The sequence below is a fragment of the Pseudomonas promysalinigenes genome (assembly GCF_014269025.2).
GTDB classification, from domain to species: Bacteria; Pseudomonadota; Gammaproteobacteria; order Pseudomonadales; family Pseudomonadaceae; genus Aquipseudomonas; species Aquipseudomonas promysalinigenes.
The window spans coordinates 2,427,684-2,451,579 of sequence record NZ_CP077094.1; the positions used below are offsets into that span (position 1 = coordinate 2,427,684).

Consider the following 23,896-nt stretch of genomic DNA (forward strand, 5'->3'; position numbering starts at 1 on the left):
TGCTTCAATTTATGATGTGGCCGGGCATAGCCCAAGCTGGGGGGATGGTGTACTATCCGACGCTTTGGCCAAGATGAAGGGGCTAGGCTTATGATAGGAGTTAAATCTATGCGGGTTGGCGACTATTTTTCTATCCCTATGGGGGATGGTAGGTTCGCAATTAGCCAAATAATTTGGCTTGGAACAGAAAGCCAGGAACAAAAGTTTAAAAAGATATTTGCTTTCGCTGTGTTGTCTGTCAGCACTAATGAGGGGGTACCTGAGAATGTCGAGTATTTGATATTCAAAGATCACAGGGGAAGCTTTTCGGTAATTTTTACGGTTGTGGACAAACTAAAGACGGGTGACTGGCATATTCTACAGCACGGTATAGTTTCTGATGCCGCGCTGAAGGATTTTGAATTTAATATGGCGGGTACTCTTTACCGGCGAGGGAGTCCAGTCAGGGTTTTGGCTATTGAGGAATATCAGGATTATATATTAATGGGTGTATCCGGTTTTGCTTTGGTCGAAAATTTTCTGCAGCAATATTGAGAGATTGAAGTTTTGCTCGTCGTCTTGGTTCTTTAATAAAATATTAGAATGGGGAGTGCAATCATATATGTCAAAGATTGCGCTCTTTGTTTCTCAATTGATCGTTGATTTCACGCATATGCTGAGATGCTTTAAAAGTGCTTGGACCAAGCGCTAAGAGTAGGGTCAGTGAGGCAGACTTTACACTGCCAGATTGGCGGTTCCATTCATGGCCGTGGAACCGGACGAGAGCATTATAATCCCAGTGAACGTATCGATCTAGTGTGCTACGAGAGCGGGCATTACACCCCCAAGCGTAGGTAGTTGGTGATCATATATTGTTAACTAAGCGGTACGAGTATTGAGTTTACCCTCAAGGTTGATAGATCGTCAGCGTCGGCTTTGAAATAGAGTAGTTTTTTTTGACCTCACTAGCGTATTTGTAGAGTCAACGCATTCTTGAATACTCCGTGACCGATGCGCTGAACTAGACCACCACGCTGGAGCGCAAGCCGGACGGCGAGGTGGTGCGCATCATCCATCCCGACGGTGCCAATGAAACTTTCGGCTACAACGTCTACGGCCAGGTAGTGAGCCACACCGACGGCAAGGGCCAGACCACCCGCCTGATGCGCACCGCACGCGGTTTGCCCAGCAGCCGCGAGGATGCCAAGGGCCAGCGAGTACGCTACGAGTACGACAAGGCCATCCGCCTGACCGCGCTGGTCAACGAGAACAACGCCACGTACAGCTTTGCCTACGACGCTCCGGACCGGCTGAGCGAAGAAGTGCGGGTAGATAACCTTACCCGGCGTTTCAGCTACAACGTCGGTGGCCACCTGACGCGACTGGATGAAATCGGCTACGGCGAAAATGCCGAGCGCCCCGAGCGGCACACGCTGTTCGAGCGCGACAGCATTGGCCGCTTGATCGCCAAGCTGAACCGCGATTCACAGCAGCAGTTCACCTACGACGACGGGGACCGGCTGCTGAGCATCGAGCGGTACCCGAGCGGATTCGGCAAGCAACTTGGGGTGACCGAGGAAAAGCTGGCGTACACCTACGATGTGCTGGGGCGGCTGACGCAAGAAATCACACCCGATGGCACGCTGGGCTACGAGTACGATCCACTCAGCAACCTGACCACATTGACCCTGCCGGATGGCCGCAAGGTCAACCACCTGTACTACGGCAGTGGGCATCTGCACCAGCTGAACCTGGACGGTCAGGTGATCAGCGATATGGAGCGCGACGACCTGCACCGCGAGGTGTACCGGACCCAGGGCAAGCTCACCAGCTGCTTCGGTTATGACGCGATGGGGCGCAAGGCCTGGCAGTTTGCCTCGAACTTGCCGGCCGACAAGCTCTCGCAGGTGCACAACTCCGGTATCAATACCTCGTTGCTGGTGGAGCATGCCTACAACCCGATCCACCGTCGCTATCAGTACGACCCGGCGGGTGAACTGGTGCGCACGCTGGACAAGCTGCGTGGCGAGATCAAGTACGAGTACGAAGCTAACGGGCAGTTGCGCAGCCGCGATACCGGCTCGCTGGTGGGCAGCGAAGAGTTCCGTTACGACCCGGCAGCCAACCGCCTGGACTTCAATGCGCGGCAGTTCGACAAGGTCAAGGACAACCGGATCAGACAGTGGCGGGACCAGGAGTACCGCTATGATCCTTGGGGCAACCTGATCGAGAAGCGCTCGGGGCACAGCAAGCTGCAGAGCTTTGCCTATGACTGCGAGAACCGTCTGGTTCGGGCTGAAACGGTGGTCAACGGCAAGTTAGAGAGCTCTGGGCAATACCGGTACGACAGTCTTGGACGGCGGGTGGCTAAACAGGCAGAGATCAACGGCCAGGTTGAACAGAAGCGCTTCCTGTGGCAAGGGTTGAGGATGTTGCGGGAGGAAACGCCTGGTCAGAGCATTTTGTACCTGTATGAGCCGGGGAGCTATGCGCCGTTGGCGCGGGTCGATCAGGCGGAAGGAGAGGAGCAGAAGGTTTATTACTTCCATACTGACCAGATTGGCACGCCGCTGGAGCTGACGGACAGTGATGGCGAGATCGTTTGGCAGGCGACGTATCGCTCATGGGGCGTAATAGAGAGTATGCCGATAAGTGAGATCGAGCAGAACCTGCGCTTCCAAGGACAGCACTTTGATGATGAAACCGGACTGTATTACAACACGTTTCGGTACTATGATCCGGAGTGCGGAAGGTTCTCTACGCAAGATCCAATTGGGTTGGAAGGAGGGTTTAATCTCTATTTATATGCTCCTAGCCCTATTCTCTGGATCGACCCAATGGGGCTGGCAACGTACAACACGATGCCGGGCATCGAAGGGTTTCAAAAACACCATATTATCCCACAGCAGCTAGTGAATCATCCTGTTTTAAAAGCGTCGGGTATGAATATACATGCGTTGAATAATATAATATATCTCCCTACGCATGAGGAGTTCCATCCTACACGAACTATTCATAGAGGATCCCATCCAGGGTATAGTCGCGATGTAAAAGCAAGTTTAAATGAGGTGGAAAAAGTCGGGCGCCAGGAAAAATGGACGCAAGCCCAATACAAGGCAGCTGTTGATGATATTATTAGTGAGAATCGTCAGGGGTTGCGCAAGGGTCAAATAAAGCTTAATAAAAATTCAATTAGAGGGGGAGCGTGTTAATGAAGTTGCTCGAGCCTGTGGATAGTTATCCTGAAAAATATTGGCTTTCCTATGATCATGGGTCCAGCATAGATCACCTGAGCTTTCAAGAATGTAAGTTGATTTCAGGTTCTGATTTGTCTGTTGGACTTTCACTCAATAAAAAAGTTGGTTTGAGTGCGTTTAGGAAGTTTGATTATCTTTTTAGTGATGGACCTGACATCGTAACGTCAAGGCTTGTTGATATTTTTGTTGCGATGGGGCTTGAAAGCGAAATCCAGTTTATTCCTGCGTGTGTTGCGATTAATGGGGATTTATATAATGATTATTATGCAGTAAATTATTTGATGTCGGAAAGCGCTTTTGATATGGAAAGGTGCGTTTATAAGCCCTTAATAAAATCATTGCCCGATGGACCAAAAAGATTCAGTAAAATCGTTCTTCAGGATATCGAACCAACTCATTCGATTTTCCGTGCACTGGAAAGCATGTCGCGCATTGTGGTGTCGGATCGGGCAGCTGAGTCGCTTCAGAATAAATCTGTGATTGGTATTTGTTTTGTTGAAGGTCGGAGTGATATGTGAGCTTGTCCTTTCTAATAGTTTTTCTCGGATGAATGGTAGCAAACAACCAGGGCAGCCTGGTTGTTCGCTTGGATCTAACGGAGGTGGATTTCCTCGCCACCTAGACGATTACGTCACTGCTGTTAGACTACACTCATGGTAAGGCAGAGGCAATTGCGATTTCTCATGATAAAGGTTGGCTTAAAGGTCGGGCACCAAAAAATTCATCTGTAACATGCTAATTTAAGGAGTGGACTGTCGTGCTCATAAAGCTATCAAGATCTGAACCTCAGATAAATAAAATGGATGTAGAACTTCTTGAAGGTCAGCTATCCGTTCAACTGCCTGATTTTTTCAAGCAGTTTTTCTTAAAAAATAATGGGGGAGTGCCAGACAAAAATTGGTGGGATAGTGGGGATGATTATGAGCCTATTAGAGTAAAAAGATTCAAGGCTATAGCCCGAGCTGCCGCTACGGATTCACTAGATACGAAGTATATTTGGTCGTGTTACCAAGCCATGACGGCGCGAAACGTCATTCCTGCGACAATTCTCCCGTTCGCTACTGATGATGGCGGAAATTTCTTCTGCCTTGACTTGGTGGAGGGTGGCGTATGTTATTTTGCGACAGACTCTTATGATGCTGATTTGACAATTGCTGAAAATCATTTAAATGCGTATCGCTGGTTGGCTGGATCATTTGATGATTTCGTGTCTGGTCTCAAAGATGAGACGGAAATCGATTTGTGAAAGTTGTGCGGTGGTTTTATTTGGTATCAGTCATATTGTGTTAGTTTTTTGAGCTGATCTTTAAAAATTAACATGGAGGTCTGAGGCATCGGCCTTAGCCTACCGAGTATCTCAACAGCGATGACGGCCTGCCGCGCACGATCATCGATGCCAACTTCAAGTCCAAGTACCTGTGGTGGAACGCCTACGCCCAGGTCGAACGCTTCGAGGACTGCTCGGGCAAGAGCACCTACTACCGCTACGACGAGCGCCAGCACCTGATCGCGGTGACCGATGCGCTGAACCAGACCACTTCGCTGGAACGCAAACCTGACGGTGAAGTGCTGCGCATCCATCACCCGGATGGCACTGCCGAACGCTTCACCTACAACACCCTCGGCCAGGTGCTGACGCACACCGATGGCAAAGGCCAGACCACCTGCCTGCAGCGCACCTCTCGCGGCTTGCCGAGCAGCCGCCAGGATGCCAAGGGCCAGCGGGTACGCTACGAGTACGACAAGGCCGTGCGCCTGATCGCGCTGGTCAATGAGAACAACGCCACGTACAGCTTTGCCTATGACGCTTCGGACCGGCTGAGCGAAGAAGTGCGGGTGGATAACCTGACCCTGCGTTTCAGCTACAACCTCGGCGGCCATCTGACCCGACTGGATGAGATTGGCTATGGCGAAAATGCCGAGCGGCCGGAGCAGCATACGCTGTTTGAGCGTGACACCATTGGCCGATTGGTCGCCAAGATCAATCGCGATGCGCGTCAAGACTATGCGTACGACGACGGCGACCGGTTGCTGAGCATCGAGCGGCAGCCGACCGGGATCGGCAAGCAGCTTGGGATCACGGAAGAGAAGCTGGAGTACGCCTACGATCTGCTGGGGCGGTTGACCAAAGAAATTACCCCCGACGGCACGCTCGGCTACGAGTACGATCCACTCAGCAACCTGACCACATTGACCCTGCCGGATGGCCGCAAGGTCAACCACCTGTACTACGGCAGTGGGCATCTGCACCAGCTGAAACTGGACGGTCAGGTGATCAGCGATATGGAGCGCGACGACCTGCACCGCGAGGTGTACCGGACCCAGGGCAAGCTCACCAGCTGCTTTGGCTATGACGCCATGGGGCGGAAGGCCTGGCAGTTTGCCTCGAACTTGCCGGCCGACAAGCTCTCGCAGGTGCACAACACCGGTATCAATACCTCGCTGCTGGTGGAGCATGCCTACAACCCGATCCACCGTCGCTATCAGTACGACCCGGCGGGTGAACTGGTGCGCACGCTGGACAAGCTGCGTGGCGAGATCAAGTACGAATACGAAGCTAACGGGCAGTTGCGCAGCCGCGATACCGGCTCGCTGACCGGTAGCGAGGAGTTTCGCTACGACGCGGCAGCCAACCGGCTGGACTTCAATGCGCGGCAGTTCGACAAGGTCAAGGACAACCGGATCAGACAGTGGCGGGATCAGGAGTACCGTTACGATCCGTGGGGCAACCTGATCGAGAAGCGCTCGGGGCACAGCAAGCTGCAGAGCTTTAGCTATGACTGCGAGAACCGGCTGGTGCGGGCGGAGACACTGCATAACGGCAAGCTGGAAGGCCGGGGTGAGTATCGCTACGACAGCCTGGGGCGGCGGGTGGCCAAGCAGGCGGAGATCAACGGCGAAGTCGAACAGAAGCGCTTCTTCTGGCAAGGGTTGCGGATGCTGCGTGAGGAGACGCCGGGACAGAGCATACTGTACCTGTATGAGCCAGGCAGCTATGCGCCGTTGGCGCGGGTCGATCAGGCGGAAGGGGAGGAGCAGAAGCTTTATTACTTCCATACTGACCAGATTGGCACGCCGTTGGAGTTGACGGACAGCAATGGCAAGATCGTTTGGCAGGCGACGTATCGTTCTTGGGGGGCGATAGATAGTCTGCCGGTCAGGGAAGTCGAGCAAAACCTACGGTTCCAAGGTCAGTATTTTGATTGCGAATCGAGCCTGAATTACAATACTTTTCGGTTCTATGATCCAGAAATTGGGCGATTTGTCACTCAAGATCCAATAGGTGTCAGAGGCGGTGCTAATTTATATGTTTATGTGCCGGCGCCGACTACTTGGGTTGACCCTTTGGGTTGGGTGCCTTGGGAGAAAAACGGGTTTGATAGCTGGTTTAATAGCGTCTCAGTTCAAGATATTGTTGATAATAAAAAAGCTGTAGAAGCCGCCTTTAGAAATCCGGGAGGTAAACATGAGATGTTCCCTGTCTCTATAGCGTCGAAGGCAAAAGAACTTGGCTTTACCGCTCAAGAGCTTAAAGAAATGACAGTGCCAACCAAAGATATTACTTTTGTGGGTGTGACAGACAAACATGGTAATCCTGTGCCGGACGGTCCGCACCATGGTAGTAGGGCTGGAAGGCTGTTCCATAATAATTTAATTAAAGACCTGAATGATGCGCAAAGCAAAGCTCAAGCGCTTAGCGTGATCGATTCACATCACAGCAAACACATGAAGCTAGGAGCATGCTAAATGGATTCTTATGATATTGATCGGTATGAAAAAGTTCATGTTTGGGTAGGTACAAATTTCTCTTCGGAGGATGAATATCTAAAGTATTTTGAATTGGACTATTCTGTGGATTTGGATGATCCAGCATATAAGGTTTGTGGGTTTTGCAAAGATATTGGTTTGAGATGGTATGACGAGGATTTGATAGGGATTATACCAAGAAAAGCGGAGGAGGTGAATTTAGAGGAGATCTTGCTTGAATCTGCGGTTGATTCCAGTTGCATTGAGGATCTAAAGGCGGAGTGTTTGAGACTTGGAATTACTAAGGCTAATGCAATTTTCTGGTACTCTGATGGTGGCACGGAAATTTCCAAACCTCTAAAGTCGAATTATAATGGTTTGAAGTATGTTGGGTTATATGAGGGCGAATAAGCTCGACGAAGGTCCAGAAGAACCTGGAATTGGCGCTCTGCGTCAACATTTTTAGTGTTTGGATCTGATTTTCGATGTGCGGTTATGTGTTGTTTTTAATTTAAAGTTTTTGTTGTGAGTACTAGGGTAATAAGGATTCGATCTTTAATAACTAATAGTTTATTTGGCTCTGCCAAAGTATAGGTAGAGCCGATATTCTTTCACTGCATGTGCCGCCGGGCGCATCTACAACCCGCACGAACAGGTGTACCTGTATGCACCGAGGGCGGCCACTACATCCTGCAAACCCTCGACAACCTGTTCTTCTATTTCGGCGAAGTGCCAGACACCAACAGCGAAGTGCCGCTGCAACGCATCGAAAACGCCCTCGGCCACCTCCTGCATTTCACCCGCACGCCCGACGGTACGCTGACCGACATCAGCGCCACCGGCGGCACCCGCGTGCACCTGCACTACGACAACCCGCTGGGTCGCCTGACCGACATCAAGCGCGTGATCGACAACCAGGCGGTCGAAACCCTCACCCAGTACCGCTACGACGAACACGGCCAGCTGACCACCGTCATCAACCGCAACGGCGACACCGTGCGCAGCTTCAGCTCCGCCGAAGGCCTGATGGTGACCCACAGCAACGCGCTGGGCCTGGGCTGCCACTACCGTTGGGAAACCCAGGGTGGCAAACCACGGGTGGTCGAGCACTGGACCAGCGATGGCGAGCACTACCACTTCCGCTACGACCTCGACGCCCGCACCAGCTGGGCCACCGACGTGCTCGGCCGCGAGCTGGAAGTGCAGTACAACGCCGACCACCGCGTGCTCGCCAGCCGTGACTACGGTGGCGAACGCTACCGACATGCCCGCGACCGCCAGCATTCCCTTACACCTGCAGTGCAGCGCAAATCCTCGCCTACTACCCTATGTGCGTACCACTAGTTCCACCCCGTGGAACCACATTAGTTTGTACTCCCTCACCACTCGCGCTTATCTGTCGCCTAACACGACCTGCCAGCTCCGTCGTGATCTCAAGCGAACAACAAGAACCGGGGCCCACCCGCGCGAGGAGATTCCCATGCAGCGACATCAGCACATCCTGGCTTGGCTTAACGACGTGGCCTGCGACCTGCTCGCCATCCGCCACGACATCCACGCCCACCCTGAACTGGGTTTCGAAGAAAGCCGCACGTCGGCGCTGGTTGCCTCGCTGCTGCAGCAGTGGGGTTATGAGGTGCATACCGGTATCGGCAAAACCGGTGTGGTAGGGGTGCTGCGCAATGGCAGCAGTACGCGCAAGCTGGGGTTGCGTGCCGATATGGATGCGCTGCCCATTCACGAAGCTACCGGTGCGGCCTACAGCAGCCGTCACCAAGGCTGTATGCATGCTTGTGGGCATGATGGGCATACCACCATGCTGCTCGGTGCAGCGCGTTACCTGGCTGCGACGCGGCATTTCGATGGCACGTTGACGCTGATTTTCCAACCTGCGGAGGAGGGCCAGGGCGGGGCCGAGGCGATGCTGGCCGATGGCTTGCTGCAGCGCTTCCCCTGTGACGCGCTGTTTGGCATGCACAACATGCCGGGGCTGCCGGCCGGGCATTTGGGCTTGCGGGAAGGGCCGATGATGGCCTCGCAAGACTTGCTCAGCGTGACCATCGCGGGTGTTGGCGGGCATGGTTCCATGCCGCATCTGACTGTCGACCCCCTGGTGGCCGCAGCCAGTGTGGTGATGGCGTTGCAGACCGTGGTGGCGCGCAATATCGATGCCCAGGAAGCGGCGGTGGTAACCGTTGGCGCGTTCCAGGCAGGCGAGGCTGCCAATGTGATCCCGCAGCAGGCGTTGCTGCGCCTGAGCCTGCGTGCGCTGGATGCGCAGGTGCGGGCGCAGACCCTTGAGCGGGTGCGGGCGATCATCGTCAGCCAGGCGCAAAGCTTTGGCTGCACGGCCAGCATCGAGCACCGCCCGGCCTACCCGGTGCTGGTCAACCATGCAGCCGAAAATGCCTTCGCCGAGCAGGTGGGGGTAGCGCTGCTCGGCGCTGACAAGGTCGATGGCAGCACCCGCAAGCTGATGGGCAGCGAGGACTTTGCCTGGATGCTGCAGCGCTGCCCCGGTGCCTACCTGTTTATTGGTAACGGCATGCAAGGGCCGATGGTGCACAACCCCGGCTACGACTTCAACGACGACATTCTGCTGACCGGCGCCGCCTACTGGGCCGCGCTGACCGAGAGCTGGCTCAAGCCGGCCTGATTGCCCCTGTGTTGACGACTGCCGCTCGGCCCTGGGCGCGGCTGCGCCTGGGCGATCACTTGAACAAAAAAGGGAGCGTTCCCCATGCAGATTTCCAACACAGGCGCCTCGCGTACCCGGCAAGTGGTCGCGGCGGTCATCGGTAATGCGCTGGAGTGGTATGACTTTATCGTGTACGGCTTTCTGGCGAGCATCATCGCCCGCCAGTTTTTCCCTTCTGACGACGAATACGCTTCGCTGCTGATGGCACTGGCCACCTTTGGCGTGGGCTTTTTCATGCGTCCGGTGGGTGGCGTGCTGCTGGGGGTTTACGCCGACCGCCAGGGGCGCAAAGCGGCGATGCAGTTGATCATTCGCTTGATGACGGTGTCGATCGCCATGATCGCGTTCGCCCCAAATTACCTGGCCATTGGTATGGGCGCGCCGCTGTTGATCGTGGTCGCGCGGATGCTGCAGGGCTTTGCTACCGGAGGCGAGTATGCCAGCGCCACGGCGTTTCTGGTGGAGAGTGCGCCGGCCCATCGCAAGGGGCTGTATGGCTCGTGGCAATTGGTGGGGCAGTGCCTTGCGGTGTTCAGTGGGGCGGCGATGGTCGCACTGGTCACTCACCTGTGTACGCCCCAGGCGCTGGATAGCTGGGGCTGGCGAATTCCGTTCGTGTTCGGCTTGCTGATCGGCCCGGTGGGTCTGTGGATTCGCCGGCACATGCAGGAGCCGGAGGAGTTTCTGCAGGCTCGCAAGCAGGCCAAGGGCCAGGCGCCGGGCCTGTGGCGGGTGTTGAGCGAGCACCGGCGCAGCCTCCTGGTGTCGATGGGCCTGGCCTGTGGCGCGACGGTGTCGTTCTATGTGGTGCTGGTGAACATGCCCACCTTTGCCCACAAGACCCTTGGCCTGCCGCTGGATCAGGTGTTGCTGGTACAGATGCTCGCCGTCGGGGTGATGACCGTGGTCATCCCCCTGGCCGGTGCGCTCTCGGATCGGCTGGGGCGTCGGCCCGTACTGATGGCCTTCACCCTGGCATTCTTCGTCATGGTGTACCCACTTTATGTATGGGTGGCCGCCGCACCTTCGGTACAGCGCTTGCTGGTGATGCAACTGCTGCTGTGTTCGGTCATTGGAGGCTTTTTTGGCCCAGCACCCACCGCACTGGCCGAGCAGTTCCCGGTAGAGGTGCGCTCTACCGGTGTGTCGGTGGCGTACAACGTGGCGGTGATGGTGTTCGGTGGCTTCGCGCCGTTGATCGTGACCTGGCTTAGCCAGGTTCTAGGCACACCCGTGGCCCCCTCGTTCTATGTGCTGTTCGCCTGCCTGCTGACCCTGCTTGGCACCTATTGCCTGAAAGAAGCACCGCGCACCGGCAAGGCGGGGAACTACAACCTTGGAGTGAAACCGTGAACGCGCTTGCCCTCGACCCAATCGTTGCCCTTGATGCCGAGGCCTTGTCTCAAGCCATTCATGCTCGGCAGGTCAGTTGCCGTGAGGTGATGCAGGCTTACCTGGGCCACATCGAGCACTGCAACCCCCAGGTCAATGCCTTGGTCTCGCTGCGCTCGCCCCAGGCCCTGCTGGCCGAAGCCGAAGCGTGCGACCTGGAGCTGGCGTGCGGGCAGTCCCGCGGTTGGATGCATGGCATGCCCCAGGCAATCAAGGACCTGGCCGCCACGGCCGGGCTACGCACTACCCTGGGCTCGCCGCTGTTCGCCGAACACCTGCCGGCCCACGACGCCATCAGCGTGGCGCGGGTGCGGGCCAGTGGCGCGATCATCATCGGTAAAACCAACGTGCCGGAGTTCGGGCTGGGCTCGCAGAGCTACAACCCGCTGTTTGGCACCACCACCAATGCCTACGATGCCAGCCGTGTGGCCGGAGGCAGCAGCGGCGGCGCTGCGGCAGCGTTGGCCATGCGCTTGCTGCCAGTAGCCGATGGCAGCGACATGATGGGCTCGCTGCGCAACCCGGCTGCGTTCAACAACGTGTTCGGCTTGCGCCCGTCCCTAGGCCGGGTGCCGTATGGCCCGGCCCCGGAGCTGTTCGTGCAGCAGCTGGCCACCGAGGGGCCAATGGGGCGCAGCGTGACCGATGTCGCCCGCTTGCTGACAGTACAGGCTGGGTATGATCGGCGGGCGCCGCTGTCACTCAATGATGGCGAGCGGGATTTTGCGGCAGGGCTGCAGCGGGATTTCACCGGTGTGCGAATTGGCTGGCTGGGCGATTACGACGGCTATCTACCCATGGAAGACGGGGTGATGGCCCTGTGCGAAGCAGCCCTGGCCGATTTTGCCACCTTGGGCTGCAACATCGAGGCTTGTCAGCCGGCATTCGACCTGGCGCGTTTGTGGCAATGTTGGCTCACCCACCGCCACTTCCTGGTGCACGGCAGTCTGGCGGCGGCCTATGCCGACCCTGGCAAACGGGCGCTGCTCAAGCCCGAGGCGCAATGGGAGGTGCAGGGTGGCCTGCAGCTTAGCGCTGCGGCGGTCTATCAAGCGTCGCTGGATCGCAGTGCGTGGTACCAGGCCTTGCTCAGCTTGTTCGAGCGTTACGATTATCTGCTGCTGCCATCTGCCCAGGTGTTCCCTTTCGACGCAGCCCTGGCCTGGCCTGAAGTGGTTGGCGGGCGGCCCATGGACACCTATCACCGTTGGATGGAGGTGGTGATCGGGCCGACCCTGGCGGGCCTGCCAAGCATGAGCGTGCCGGTCGGTTTCAATGCCGCAGGCCTGCCGACGGGCCTGCAGATCATAGGCCCGGCCCAGGCAGACCATGCTGTGCTGCAACTGGCTTACGCCCATGAGCAACTGACCCGCTGGGTGCAGCGGCGCCCACCGCCAAGCCTTGTGAGCGGCTGAAGGGCTGACGCGGCCCGTATCTTGCTGGGCATGATGATCATCCACGCAGCGCCAGGGAGGTCACAGACATGGGCATAGCGACAGACACCGGTGGCGTGCGTTCGGTCGAGCGCGCGCTGGCGATCGTCGAATTGCTGGGTGAGCATCAGGCATTGGGGTTGGAAGAGGTGCATTACCTCACCGGCCTCCCGAAGGCTACAGCGTCACGCATGCTCGCTACCTTGCAGGAGCAAGGCTGGGTCTACCGTGGTTTGAATGACCGGCGCTACCGCCTGTGCGCCCGCCGCTTGTTCGGTGACCGCCAGCAACGTTTCAAGCGCCAGTTGGTGGAAAGCGCAGCGCCTTTGTTGCTGGAGCTGAGCGAGCGCACTGGGCTGGTGGCCGACTTGTCGTGCTTCGATGGTGAGCGCCTGGAGGTGATGGAAAGTGCCATACCGCAAGTTTTGCGCAAGCGTTATCCGAACAACTGCCATATCGTTGGCCAGCATGCCAGCCTGTTTCACTCGGCCATGGGCAGGGCGTGCCTGACAGAGCTGGCGCAAGAAGAGGTTCAGCGCCTGGCAGCCCATGAGCCAATGGCTGCCGAGGCCGTGATGGATGACCTGGAACGGGATGTCAAAAAGGGCTTTGGCCAACGTACCGAGGGCTATTGGGAGTATCCAGTGCGGCTGCCGTTTCTGATCCGGGCAATTGCCTTGCCGGTGCGGATACATGGGCAATTGGCAGGCAGCATTGCTCTGCACTGGCCGTTGGACCAAGCGCCAGTGGAGCAAGTGTTGGACCTGCATCTGAGCAGCCTGGCGGCGACTGTCGTGGACGTGCAGCATGCCTTGTTGAACTAGCGCGTGCCGGCCGGTTCTACCGTCGGCAAGCACTAGCACAACAGCCAAGGGATCTTTCCAATGCTGGTCATCGAGCACCTGCACAAGGCTTTCCACACCGCCCAGGGCCCACTCCCGGTGCTGCGTGGCGTTGACCTGGCCCTGGCAAAGGGGGCAAGCCTGGCCCTGATGGGTGAGTCCGGCAGCGGCAAAAGTACCTTGCTGCACCTGGTCGCCGGCCTGGACCGCGCCGACAGCGGGCGCATCCTCATCGACGGCGAGCCCTTGGCAGCCCACGGCGAGAGCACCTTGGCCCGTTGGCGGCGCGAAGGAATAGGTTTGGTGTTCCAGCAATACAACCTGATCAGCAGCCTGGATGTGGCGAGCAACCTGGCTTTTCAAGCGCGCCTGGCCAAACGCCTAGACCGGCAGTGGGTAGCCTATCTGGCCGAGCAGTTGGGGTTGACCAGCTTGCTCGGGCGTTACCCGGAGCAGCTTTCCGGAGGCCAGCAGCAACGTGTGGCGATCGGCCGAGCACTGGCCAGCCGCCCGGCGCTGTTACTTGCCGACGAACCCACCGGCAGCCTTGATGAAGCCAGCAGCGACGAAGTGCTGGCATTGCTGCTGCAACTGGTCAGCGATGCCGGCAGCAGCCTGCTGATGGTGACCCACAGCCCACGCCTTGCCGCCTGCCTACAGCAGCGCTGCGTGCTGCACCAAGGCCGGGTGCAAGGGGCATGAACACGCTACGGGTTGCCCTGCAGGCCCTGGCCAGCCACTGGTGGCGGCACCGCTTGCAAGGCGTCAGCCTGTTCACCGGGCTATGGCTGGCAACCGCTCTGTGGACTGGGGTGCAGGCCCTCAACACGCAAGCGCGCAGTGACTATGCCCGGGCCAGCGCTTTGTTAGGAGGGCCGGCACATCCGCAGATCGTTGCGCGCGACGGGCAGCGCTTCGACCAGAGCCTCTATGTGCAACTGCGCCGCCAAGGCTGGCCTGTGACGCCTGTGCTGGAAGGGCGCCTGAGCTTGCCGGGCGAGGCGGCGGTGGCCATCCGCCTGATTGGCATAGAGCCGCTGAGCATGCTGCCGGGTATGGGGGTTGCCGGCGGCGAGCTTGCCAACTTTGACCTGCAGGCGTTCATCGGCCCAGGCGGGCAAGCGCGGGTAGGGCCGGACACCCTGGGCCAATTGGCCGGTATCCAACGCACAGCCGACGGGAAGGCGCTACCGCCATTGCTGCTCGACCCACAGTTGGCTCCCGGCGTGATGCTGGTCGATATCGGCGTCGCCCAGGCCTTGCTGGGTGCGCCAGGCCAGCTTTCGCGGTTGGTCAGTGGCTGGGACCGGCCATTGCCGCTGGCTGTCGCTGAGCGGCTGAAAGTCCAGGCTGCGGGTGATGACACTGACCTGCAACGGCTCACCGCAAGCTTCCATCTGAACCTGACTGCGTTGGGCCTGCTGGCATTCGTGGTTGGCCTGTTCATCGCCCATGCTGCTATTGGACTGGCGCTGGAGCAGCGCCGGGGGCTGATCCGCACCCTGCGCGCTTGTGGGGTCAGCCTGAAGGTGCTCTTGGCCGCATTGGCGCTGGAACTGGGCCTGTTCGCCGTGGCTGGCGGCCTGGCAGGGGTGCTAGCCGGTTATTGGCTGGCAGCGCTGTTGCTGCCGGACTTCGCCTCCAGCTTGCGTGGCTTGTATGGCGCGCAAGTCTCTGGGCAGCTGCATCTACCGTTGTCTGGCTGGCTGCTGGGTATTGCGGTCAGCCTGCTTGGCGCGCTGCTGGCGGGCCTGGACAGCCTGCTGCGGGCCGCGCGCCTGCCCTTACTGGCCATTGCCCAGCCCCAGGCTTGGCGATTGGCGCAATTGCCTTGGCTCAAGCGCCAGGCGCTGGCGGCCTTGGCCTTGGCCGTGTTGGCTTTGGCCTGTGGGGTCTTTGGCAATAACCTGCCCAGTGCCTTTGCCCTGCTCGCAGCCCTACTACTGGCTGCGGCATTGGCACTGCCGGGGCTACTTGCGCTGTTGCTGGCCGGTTTGGCGCGGGTAGGGCGCCGGCCTTTGGTGCAATGGTTCATCGCTGATAGCCGCCAGCAGCTACCGGCACTGAGCCTAGCGCTGATGGCACTGTTGCTGGCCTTGGCTGCCAGTGTCGGTGTGGGTGGCATGACCGAAGGGTTTCGCCGCACGTTCGTGGGCTGGCTCGACCAGCGCCTGGCTGCAGACCTGTACGTCACCCCACGGGACGATACCCAGGCGCTGCAGCTCTATCAGCAGTTGCAGCACGACCCCGATGTGGCTGCAGTGCTCCCGGGCTGGCGCGCGCAATGGCGTATGCAGGGCTGGCCAGTGCAGGTGCAGGGGGTGATCGACCATCCTTTCTACCGTGACCATTGGCCGCTTCTGGAGCAGGCAACCGATGCCTGGGGGCAACTGGCCAAGGGGCAGGCAATCATGCTCAGCGAGCAATTGGCGCGGCGCCTGAATGTGAAGCTTGGGGATACGATGCAATTGCCGGTCGAACCTCCCCAGCTGGTGAACGTGGTCGGGATCTATGCCGACTACGGTAACCCGAAGGGCCATGTACTGGTCAATGCCCACTGGCTTGGCCAGCGGGTTGCAACGGCCACCTTGAGCGGCCTTAGCCTGTTGATCCAGCCAGGCCAGGTTGCCAGTGTCGAGGGTAAGTTACGCCAGCGCTACGCCCTGGATGACACGCAATACGTCGAGCAAGCCCGCCTGAAAGCCTGGTCGACACAGGTCTTCAGCCGCACCTTTGCGGTGACTGCAGCCCTTAATAGCCTTACCCTTGGCGTTGCCGGGTTGGCGCTGTTCATCGGGCAGCTCACGTTGGGCCAGCAACGGCTCGGGCAGCTGGCGCCGCTGTGGGCGCTAGGCGTGCCGCGCCGCTGGCTGGCCTGGCTAAGCCTTGGGCAGACGCTGATGCTCAGCGGCTTCACCGTGCTATTGGCCATTCCCCTCGGTTTGCTGCTGGCCTGGTGCTTGGTGGCGGTGGTCAACGTGCAGGCGTTTGGCTGGCGGCTGCCTTGGCATGTGTTTGTCAGCCAGTTGGCGCAGTTGGCCGCGCTGGGGCTGTTCACCAGCCTGCTGGCCAGCGCCTGGCCATTGTGGCAACTGGCCCGGCGCCAGCCAGGCAACTTGTTGCGAAGGTTCGGCGATGCGAGTTGAAACCGGGGTGTTGCTGGCCTGCCTTTGGCTGGCGGGGTGCGATGCGCCTGCGCCGCCGGCCAACAGCTACGCCGGCCTGGGTGACGAGGCGGCGGCCTTCAAGCAGGTGAGCCGTGGTACGCCGTTGGTATTCCCGCAAGATCACGCCGCCCACAATGGCTACCGCATAGAGTGGTGGTACGTCACCGCCAACCTGCAGGATGCCCAAGGCCAGGATTGGGGCGTGCAATGGACGCTGTTTCGCTCAGCCCTGCGCCCCGGCGCCGAAATCCTTGACTGGAGCAGCCCCAACCTGTGGATGGGCCATGCAGCCTTGACCAGCCCCCAGGGCCACCAGTTCAGCGAAACGCTAGCCCGAGGTGGGGTCGGCCAGGCCGGCGCTGAAACTGGGCCGTTTCGGGCATGGATCGATGATTGGTCGCTGCAGGGCGATGACGGCCTCCAACGCTTGCAGATGCGCGCCAGCGGCCCAGGCTTTGGCTATGACCTGACCCTGGCCAGCGACCATCCGCTGGTGCTTCAGGGTGACCAGGGTTATAGCGAAAAATCCGGCAAAGGGCAGGCCTCCTACTATTACAGCCAGCCGTTCTACCGTGTTCGCGGTGAGGTCGAACGGGGCGGGCAGCGCATAGCGGTCACGGGGCAGGCGTGGCTGGACCGGGAATGGAGCAGCCAGCCGTTGGCCGCCGGGCAAAGTGGTTGGGATTGGTTCTCGCTGCACCTGGAACGTGGCGCCAAGCTGATGCTGTTTCAGGTGCGTGAGGACCAAGCCCAGCCCTACCGCGCGGGTACCTGGGTGGGCTCAGATGGGCAGGTGCGTGCATTGCAGGGGGCGCAGGTTGCGCTCACGCCGCTGGCCTGGAGCGAGCAGGGCAACGGTAAGCGCGTGCCGACCCGCTGGCGAATACAGGTGCCCTCCACAGGCCTGGATGTAACGGTCGAGGCGGTGCAGCCCAAAGCCTGGATGGGCACCCGTTTCCCCTATTGGGAAGGGCCGGTGCGCGTCACTGGCAGCTCAACAGGCCGAGGCTACCTGGAAATGACCGGCTATTAGACAGTGGGCCGCTCACTTGAAGCCCGTCACCTGGTGGGGCACATAGGGCGCTTCGAGCCTGGCGATTTCCTCAGCACTGAGTTGGAACGCCAGCGCTGCAATCGCATCGTCGAGTTGTGCAACTTTCGAGGCGCCAACGATCGGCGCCGAGACACCGCTTTTGCCCAGCACCCAGGCCAGCGCCACCTGTGCCATCGGCACACCGCGCTCGGCTGCGACTTGCTCGACCACATCGATGACCCGGCCATCTTCCACTTCGGTTTTTTCGTAGAACGACTGCCCGGAAATATCGCTGCGGGTGCGCGCGGTCTGCTGGCCATGCGGGCGGGTCAGCCGGCCGCGAGCCATGGGGCTCCAGGGCATCAGGCCAACACCCATGTCCCGGCACATCGGGATCATTTCACGCTCTTCTTCACGGTAGATCAGGTTGAGGTAGTTCTGCATCGACACGAAGCGGCTCCAGCCATTGCAGGCTGCCACCTGCTGCGCTTTGGCGAACTGCCAGGCGTACATCGAGGAGGCGCCGATGTAACGGGCCTTGCCGGCTTTCACCACATCGTGCAGGGCCTCCATGGTTTCTTCGATGGGCGTGTGGTAGTCCCAGCGGTGGATCTGGTACAGGTCGACGTAGTCAGTGCCCAGGCGGGTGAGGCTGGCATCGATGTTAGCCATGATGGCCTTGCGCGACAGGCCCTGCTCGTTGGGGCGGTCGCTGCCCTGCCACATGTTGGCGGGGTAGAACACCTTGGTGGCGATCACCGTTTCGTCGCGGCGGGTGAATTCCTTCAGCAGCTTGCCAAGGATCAGTTCCGAGGTGCCGGCCGAATAACTGTTGGCCGTGTCGAAGAAGTTGATGCCTTGCTCGACGGCGTGGCGGATGATCGGGCGGCTGTCGGCTTCGCCCAAGGTCCACGGGTGGGTCCCGGCATCGGGTTCGCCGAAGGTCATGCAGCCCAGGCACAGTTTGGAGATATCCAGGCCAGTGTTGCCCAGTTTGACGTATTGCATCTGCTGATCCTCAGTGGTGGGTGGGGCGCCGCATACACGCTTAGCGATGCCGGCGTGTGAGTAATGCTGCAGCGCACGCGGTCCATAGTTCGGCTGCACGGTACTGGAAGGGTACGGTACACCCCGATGAAACCGGTTTCAAAACATTTCCAAAGCGGCTAGATTACTCGGCTTTCTCGAGGGCGGGCGCCCTCGGCCGCACTCCAGATGGCGCAACCCAAGGCCACCCATTGCTGATGAGGATTACAAATGGCTGAGCAAGCCCCTGACAACCCGCGCCGGGATTTCCTGCGCAAGACCTTGACCCTGATCCCGGTGGTCACCGTGGCCAGCACCGGCTTGGGTGCCAGCCAGTTGCTGGCTGAGCCTGCGCACGAACCCAAGGTGCCGGCCACACCAGCGGCCGGGGCTTACCAGCCCAGCTTCTTCACCGCAGAGGAGTGGGCGTTCGTGCAGGCAGCGGTATCGCGCATCATTCCCGCCGATGAGCTTGGCCCTGGTGCGCTCGAGGCTGGCGCCGCCGAGTTCATCGACCGGCAGATGAACACGCCTTACGCCACCGGGGCTCAGTGGTACATGCAAGGCCCGTTCAATGCCGATGCCGCCCCAGAGCTTGGCTATCAGCTGCAACTGAGCCCTCAGCAAATCTGGCGCCTGGGTATCGCCGCCACCGATGCATGGTGCAAGAACGCCAGCGGCAAAACCTTTGCCGAGCATGACAGCGCTACCCGCGACAAGGTGCTGACCAAGCTAGAAGCCGGTGAGATCGTTTTCGAACAGCTGCCAGCCAAGGTGTTCTTCAGCCTGTTGGTGCAGAACACCCGCGAGGGCTTTTTCTGCGACCCGATTCATGGTGGCAACAAAGGCATGGTTGGCTGGACGCAGATCGGCTTCCCAGGCGCGCGCGCCGATTTCATGGATTGGGTGGAGCGCAACGAGCCGTACCCATTCCCGGCAGTTTCCATCCGTGGTGAGAGGGCATAAGGCATGGCCAACGCAATGAAAAAGGCCGACGTGGTGATCGTGGGCTTTGGCTGGACGGGCGCGATCATGGCCAAGGAACTCACCGAAGCAGGGTTGCAGGTAGTCGCCCTGGAACGTGGGCCGATGCAGGATACCTACCCTGATGGCAGCTACCCGCAGGTGATCGATGAGCTGACCTACAGCGTGCGCAAGAAGCTGTTCGTCGATGTTTCCAAAGAAACCGTGACCATCCGCCACAGCGTCAACGATGTCGCACTGCCCAACCGTCAGCTTGGCGCCTTCTTGCCGGGCAAGGGCGTCGGCGGCGCGGGCCTGCACTGGTCGGGCGTGCATTTTCGCGTAGACCCGATGGAGCTGCGCATGCGCAGCCACTACGAGGAACGCTACGGCAAGCGCTTCATCCCCGAAGACATGACCATCCAGGACTTTGGTGTCAGCTACGAAGAGCTCGAGCCGCATTTCGACTTTGCCGAGAAGGTGTTCGGCACCTCGGGCCAGGCGTGGACGGTCAACGGCAAGCTGGTGGGCGAGGGCAAAGGCGGCAACCCCTATGCGCCAGACCGCTCCAACCCATTCCCACTGCCGGCGCAAAAGAATGTGGTGTCGGCCAAGCTGTTCGAGCGCGCCGCCGCAAGCCTGGGGTACAAGCCTTACAACCTGCCGTCGGCCAACACGTCCGGCCCTTACACCAACCCGTATGGCGCGCAGATGGGCCCCTGTAATTTCTGCGGCTTCTGCAGCGGTTACGTGTGCTACATGTACTCCAAAGCCTCGCCTAACGTGAACATTCTGCCGGCCTTGCGCCAGGTGCCGAATTTTGAGCTGCGGACCAACGCCCATGTGCTGCGGGTGAACCTGGACGACAGCAAGCGCAAGGCCACAGGCGTGACTTATATTGACGCCCAGGGCCGCGAGGTCGAGCAGCCGGCGGACATCGTGATCCTGGCCGCCTTCCAGTTCAACAACGTGCGGCTGATGTTGCTCTCGGGCATCGGCAAGCCTTACGACCCAGTCAAGAACGAAGGTGTGGTCGGGCGCAACTTCGCCTACCAGAACATGGGTACGGTCAAGGCGTTCTTCGACGAGAACACCTATACCAACAACTTCATCGGTGCTGGCGGCAACGGTGTGGCCATCGACGACTTCAATGCCGACAACTTCGACCACGGCCCGCACGGCTTCGTCGGCGGCTCGCCGATGTGGGTCAACCAGGCGGGTAGCCGGCCGATCTCAGGTACTGCCAACCCCCCCGGCACGCCAGCCTGGGGCAGTGCCTGGAAGAAGGCCACGGCGCAGTACTACACCCACCAGGTATCGATGGATGCCCATGGTGCGCACCAGTCCTACCGTGGCAACTACCTGGACCTGGACCCAACTTATCGCGATGCCTACGGCCAGCCGCTGCTGCGCATGACCTTCGACTGGCAAGAGAACGACATCAAGATGAACCAGTTCATGGTCGATAAGCTCAGCAAGGTGGCCCAGGCGATGAACCCAAAGTCCATTGCCATTCTGGGCAAGAAGGTCAAGGAGCATTTCAACACGGCCAGCTACCAGACCACCCACCTCAACGGCGGCGCCATCATGGGCACCGACCCCAAGACCAGCGCATTGAACCGCTATCTGCAAAGCTGGGACGTGCACAACGTATTCGTTCCCGGTGCATCGGCATTCCCCCAGGGCTTGGGCTACAACCCCACCGGGCTAGTGGCGGCGCTGACCTACTGGTCGGCCAAGGCGATCCGCGAGCAGTACCTGAAAAACCCCGGCCCGCTGGTAGCGGCTTGAGGAGCGATGCACATGAAAAACCTGTTGATCGCAACCCTGCTGCTGGGCACCAGCGCCGCCGTGCACGCTGACGATGCCTTGGTGAAAAAAGGCCAATACCTGGCCCGTGCCGGTGACTGTGTGGCCTGCCACACCGCCAAGGGCGGCAAGCCCTTCGCTGGCGGGCTGGCGATGCAAACGCCGATTGGCACCGTGTATTCCACCAACATCACGCCGGACCCTAGCGGCATCGGCCATTACAGCTTCGCCGAATTCGACCAGGCCGTGCGTAAAGGCATCGCCAAGGACGGCAGCACCTTGTACCCGGCCATGCCGTACCCGTCCTATGCGCGGGTCAGTGACCAAGACATGCAAGCGCTGTATGCCTATTTCATGCAAGGCGTGGAGCCAGTGGCACAGGCCAATAAGCCCACCGATATCCCGTGGCCATTGAGCATGCGCTGGCCGCTGGCGATCTGGCGTGGGCTGTTCGCCCCAGAGGTGCAAGCGGGGCAGGCACCAGCGGCTGCAGACCCTGTTGTCAGCCGTGGCGCCTACCTGGTTGAGGGCCTGGGCCATTGTGGCGCTTGCCACACGCCGCGGGCTTTGACCATGCAGGAAAAGGCCCTGAGCCCGGCGGACGGTGAGCAGTTCCTGGCCGGCAGTGCACCGCTGGAGGGTTGGATCGCCAAAAACCTACGTGGCGATTACAAGGATGGCCTGGGCAGTTGGAGCGAGGCGCAGCTGGTGCAGTTTCTCAAAACGGGGCGCAGTGACCGCAGTGCAGTGTTCGGCGGTATGAGCGATGTGGTCGAGCACAGCATGCAGTACATGAGCGACGCCGACCTGACCGCCATCGCGCGCTATCTCAAGACCTTGCCGCCGAGCGACCCTAACGACAAGCCTCACGTCTATGACAAGCAGGTGGCCGATGCGCTGTGGCACGGTGATGACAGCAAGCCGGGAGCGTCGGTGTACATCGACAACTGCGCGGCCTGCCACCGCACCGACGGCCAGGGGTATACCCGGGTGTTCCCAGCCCTGGCAGGCAATCCGGTGGTGCAGACGGCCGATGCCACTTCGTTGATTCATGTGGTGCTGGCGGGCGGCACGGTGCCGGCAACCCATACCGCGCCGTCGAACTTCACCATGCCGGCATTCGGCTGGCGCTTGAGCGACCAGGAAGTGGCTGAGGTGGTGAACTTCATTCGCACCAGCTGGGGCAACCAAGGCAGCCAGGTCAGCGCCAAGGATGTGAAAGACCTGCGCTAGCACGGGCTGGGCTTTGTGGGAGCCGGGTCACCTCGCCACTGCATTGCGCGGTGGCAGGCGCGGTTCGCGGGTGTACCCGTTCCCACAAAGCAGCTTCCCCATAGCGATCGGAAAAGCTTTGCGAATGCTAGCGATCAGGGTTGCTACACATTTTTTCGGCGCAGCAGCGCAAATGGTAGTTGCCGAACGCCCAGAGTTATGCTGTATTGAAACCGGTTTCATTGACCTTCGCCGACAATAACCACAAGGGCCTTGCAATGACCGATTCACCTTCATACCCGCGCGAGCGCGTGACCATCAGTGAAGTGGCACGTGTGGCTGGCGTTTCCAAGGCCACGGTCTCACGCTACATCGGTGGTGACCGCCAGTTGCTGGCCGAGGCGACCGCAAAGCGCCTGGAAGAGGTGATCGAGCGCCTTGGTTACCGCCCCAACCAAATGGCGCGGGGCCTCAAGCGCGGTCAGACGCGCCTGATCGGCATGCTGGTTGCCGATATTCTCAACCCTTACTCAGTGGCCGTGATGCATGGTGTGGAAACCGCCTGCCGTCAGCATGGCTACAGCCTGGTGGTGTGCAACACCAACCGTGACGACGAGCAGGAGCGCCATCACCTGACGGCGCTGCAGTCGTACAACGTCGAAGGCCTGATCGTGAACACCCTCGGCCGCCACCCCGGTGAACTGCTCAATCTACAGCGTGACATGCCCTTGGTGCTGGTCGACCGCCAACTGCCAGAGCTCAAGGCTGACCTGGTGGGGCTGGACAATGCCGATGCCATCGAGCAGGCACTGGACCACCTTCAAGCGCGCGGCTACCGCGACATCCTCGCCGTCACCGAACCGCTCGATGGCACCAGTTCGCGCCTGGAGCGGGTGCAAGCGTTTACGGCATCGATCAGCAACCGCGCCGGCATGCGCCAGCAGTTGTTGGAGGTCGACGCCGGCTTACCGGCCAACCTGGGCGCATTTCTGGCCAGCAATGGCCATGGGCGGCAAGCGATTTTCACCTTCAATGGCGTGGCCACACTTGCAGTGACCCGCGCGCTGCATGAATCCGGTTGCAAGCTGTTCAGCGATGTCGGCCTGATCGCTCTGGATGACCTGGACTGGTACCCCCTTGTTGGCAGCGGCATCACCGCTCTGTCTCAGCCTACCGAACGCATCGGCGTAGCGGCTTTCGAGTGCCTGCTCGAACGCCTGCGTGGCAATAGCGACATGCCGCGGCGCATCGATTTCAAGGCACAACTGATTACCCGAGGTTCCACCCAAGTAGACCAATAAGCCGGTGCAGCTTGGCTGCCCAGCTTAGTGCACGCTA

The 23,896-nt window shown here is 59.5% G+C and carries 17 protein-coding genes and 2 pseudogenes; 18 read left to right on the forward strand and 1 reads right to left on the reverse strand.

Annotation, left to right across the window (positions count from 1 at the left end):
- The first annotated feature begins 108 nt into the window (after window positions 1-108).
- The 14 genes and pseudogenes from HU725_RS10970 to HU725_RS11035 all read left to right on the forward strand — a co-directional run bounded on the left by HU725_RS10970 (window position 109) and on the right by HU725_RS11035 (window position 17,548).
- Window positions 109-534 (forward strand): Imm26 family immunity protein, encoded by a 426-nt coding sequence (locus HU725_RS10970; protein WP_186477223.1) that lies wholly within the window; start codon window positions 109-111, stop codon window positions 532-534.
- Window positions 535-1,142: 608 nt separating this feature from the next.
- A complete protein-coding gene (locus HU725_RS10975; protein WP_437180333.1) occupies window positions 1,143-3,191 on the forward strand; it encodes an RHS repeat-associated core domain-containing protein in 2,049 nt (682 codons plus the stop codon).
- Complete coding sequence (locus HU725_RS10980) at window positions 3,191-3,754, forward strand: hypothetical protein (protein ID WP_186477224.1); 564 nt, start codon at window positions 3,191-3,193, stop codon at window positions 3,752-3,754. Before HU725_RS10975 ends, HU725_RS10980 begins: the two co-directional genes overlap by 1 nt.
- A 239-nt stretch (window positions 3,755-3,993) precedes the next feature.
- On the forward strand, window positions 3,994-4,482 hold the full coding sequence (locus tag HU725_RS10985; RefSeq protein WP_225915532.1) for an SMI1/KNR4 family protein: 489 nt from the start codon (window positions 3,994-3,996) through the stop codon (window positions 4,480-4,482).
- A 101-nt stretch (window positions 4,483-4,583) separates the two neighbouring features.
- A pseudogene (locus tag HU725_RS10990) lies at window positions 4,584-6,590 on the forward strand (RHS repeat-associated core domain-containing protein); the annotation flags it as partial.
- Window positions 6,591-6,983: 393 nt separating this feature from the next.
- Window positions 6,984-7,394, forward strand: coding sequence for an immunity 22 family protein (locus tag HU725_RS10995; protein ID WP_186477226.1), 411 nt, complete (start codon window positions 6,984-6,986; stop codon window positions 7,392-7,394).
- 220 nt (window positions 7,395-7,614) lie between these two features.
- Window positions 7,615-8,243 (forward strand): annotated as a pseudogene (locus HU725_RS11000) (type IV secretion protein Rhs); the annotation flags it as partial.
- 220 nt (window positions 8,244-8,463) lie between these two features.
- Window positions 8,464-9,639 carry a M20 aminoacylase family protein gene (locus tag HU725_RS11005; RefSeq protein ID WP_186477227.1) on the forward strand — a complete coding sequence of 392 codons (1,176 nt, stop codon included), beginning with the start codon at window positions 8,464-8,466 and terminating at the stop codon, window positions 9,637-9,639.
- Window positions 9,640-9,723: 84 nt separating this feature from the next.
- A complete protein-coding gene (locus HU725_RS11010) occupies window positions 9,724-11,034 on the forward strand; it encodes a citrate-proton symporter (RefSeq protein ID WP_186477228.1) in 1,311 nt (436 codons plus the stop codon).
- Window positions 11,031-12,488: an amidase gene (locus tag HU725_RS11015; RefSeq protein ID WP_186477229.1), complete on the forward strand. Its 1,458-nt coding sequence runs from the start codon at window positions 11,031-11,033 to the stop codon at window positions 12,486-12,488. The genes HU725_RS11010 and HU725_RS11015 overlap by 4 nt, the downstream gene beginning before the upstream one ends.
- Before the next feature lie 68 nt (window positions 12,489-12,556).
- A complete protein-coding gene (locus tag HU725_RS11020; protein WP_060479513.1) occupies window positions 12,557-13,330 on the forward strand; it encodes an IclR family transcriptional regulator in 774 nt (257 codons plus the stop codon).
- Between the two features lie 60 nt (window positions 13,331-13,390).
- Entirely contained in the window at window positions 13,391-14,050 is a 660-nt protein-coding gene (locus HU725_RS11025; protein WP_186477230.1) for an ABC transporter ATP-binding protein, read from the forward strand.
- Entirely contained in the window at window positions 14,047-16,494 is a 2,448-nt protein-coding gene (locus HU725_RS11030) for an ABC transporter permease (protein ID WP_186477231.1), read from the forward strand. Before HU725_RS11025 ends, HU725_RS11030 begins: the two co-directional genes overlap by 4 nt.
- Complete coding sequence (locus tag HU725_RS11035) at window positions 16,484-17,548, forward strand: lipocalin-like domain-containing protein (RefSeq protein ID WP_186477232.1); 1,065 nt, start codon at window positions 16,484-16,486, stop codon at window positions 17,546-17,548. The genes HU725_RS11030 and HU725_RS11035 overlap by 11 nt, the downstream gene beginning before the upstream one ends.
- Before the next feature lie 12 nt (window positions 17,549-17,560).
- On the opposite strand, the gene HU725_RS11040 is transcribed toward HU725_RS11035, so the two are convergent.
- Window positions 17,561-18,556, reverse strand: a complete 996-nt coding sequence (locus tag HU725_RS11040; RefSeq protein WP_186477233.1) for an aldo/keto reductase — start codon at window positions 18,554-18,556, stop codon at window positions 17,561-17,563.
- Between the two features lie 249 nt (window positions 18,557-18,805).
- Between HU725_RS11040 and HU725_RS11045 the strand changes: the two genes are divergently transcribed.
- From HU725_RS11045 to HU725_RS11060, 4 genes are all read left to right on the forward strand, one after another.
- A complete protein-coding gene (locus HU725_RS11045) occupies window positions 18,806-19,540 on the forward strand; it encodes a gluconate 2-dehydrogenase subunit 3 family protein (RefSeq protein ID WP_186477234.1) in 735 nt (244 codons plus the stop codon).
- 3 nt (window positions 19,541-19,543) lie between these two features.
- On the forward strand, window positions 19,544-21,328 hold the full coding sequence (locus tag HU725_RS11050; protein ID WP_186477235.1) for a GMC family oxidoreductase: 1,785 nt from the start codon (window positions 19,544-19,546) through the stop codon (window positions 21,326-21,328).
- Between the two features lie 12 nt (window positions 21,329-21,340).
- Complete coding sequence (locus HU725_RS11055; RefSeq protein ID WP_060479520.1) at window positions 21,341-22,579, forward strand: cytochrome c; 1,239 nt, start codon at window positions 21,341-21,343, stop codon at window positions 22,577-22,579.
- 257 nt (window positions 22,580-22,836) lie between these two features.
- The gene (locus HU725_RS11060; RefSeq protein WP_186477236.1) at window positions 22,837-23,859 is read left to right on the forward strand and encodes a LacI family DNA-binding transcriptional regulator; all 1,023 of its coding nucleotides are present in this window, start codon (window positions 22,837-22,839) and stop codon (window positions 23,857-23,859) included.
- The last annotated feature ends 37 nt before the right edge of the window (window positions 23,860-23,896 follow it).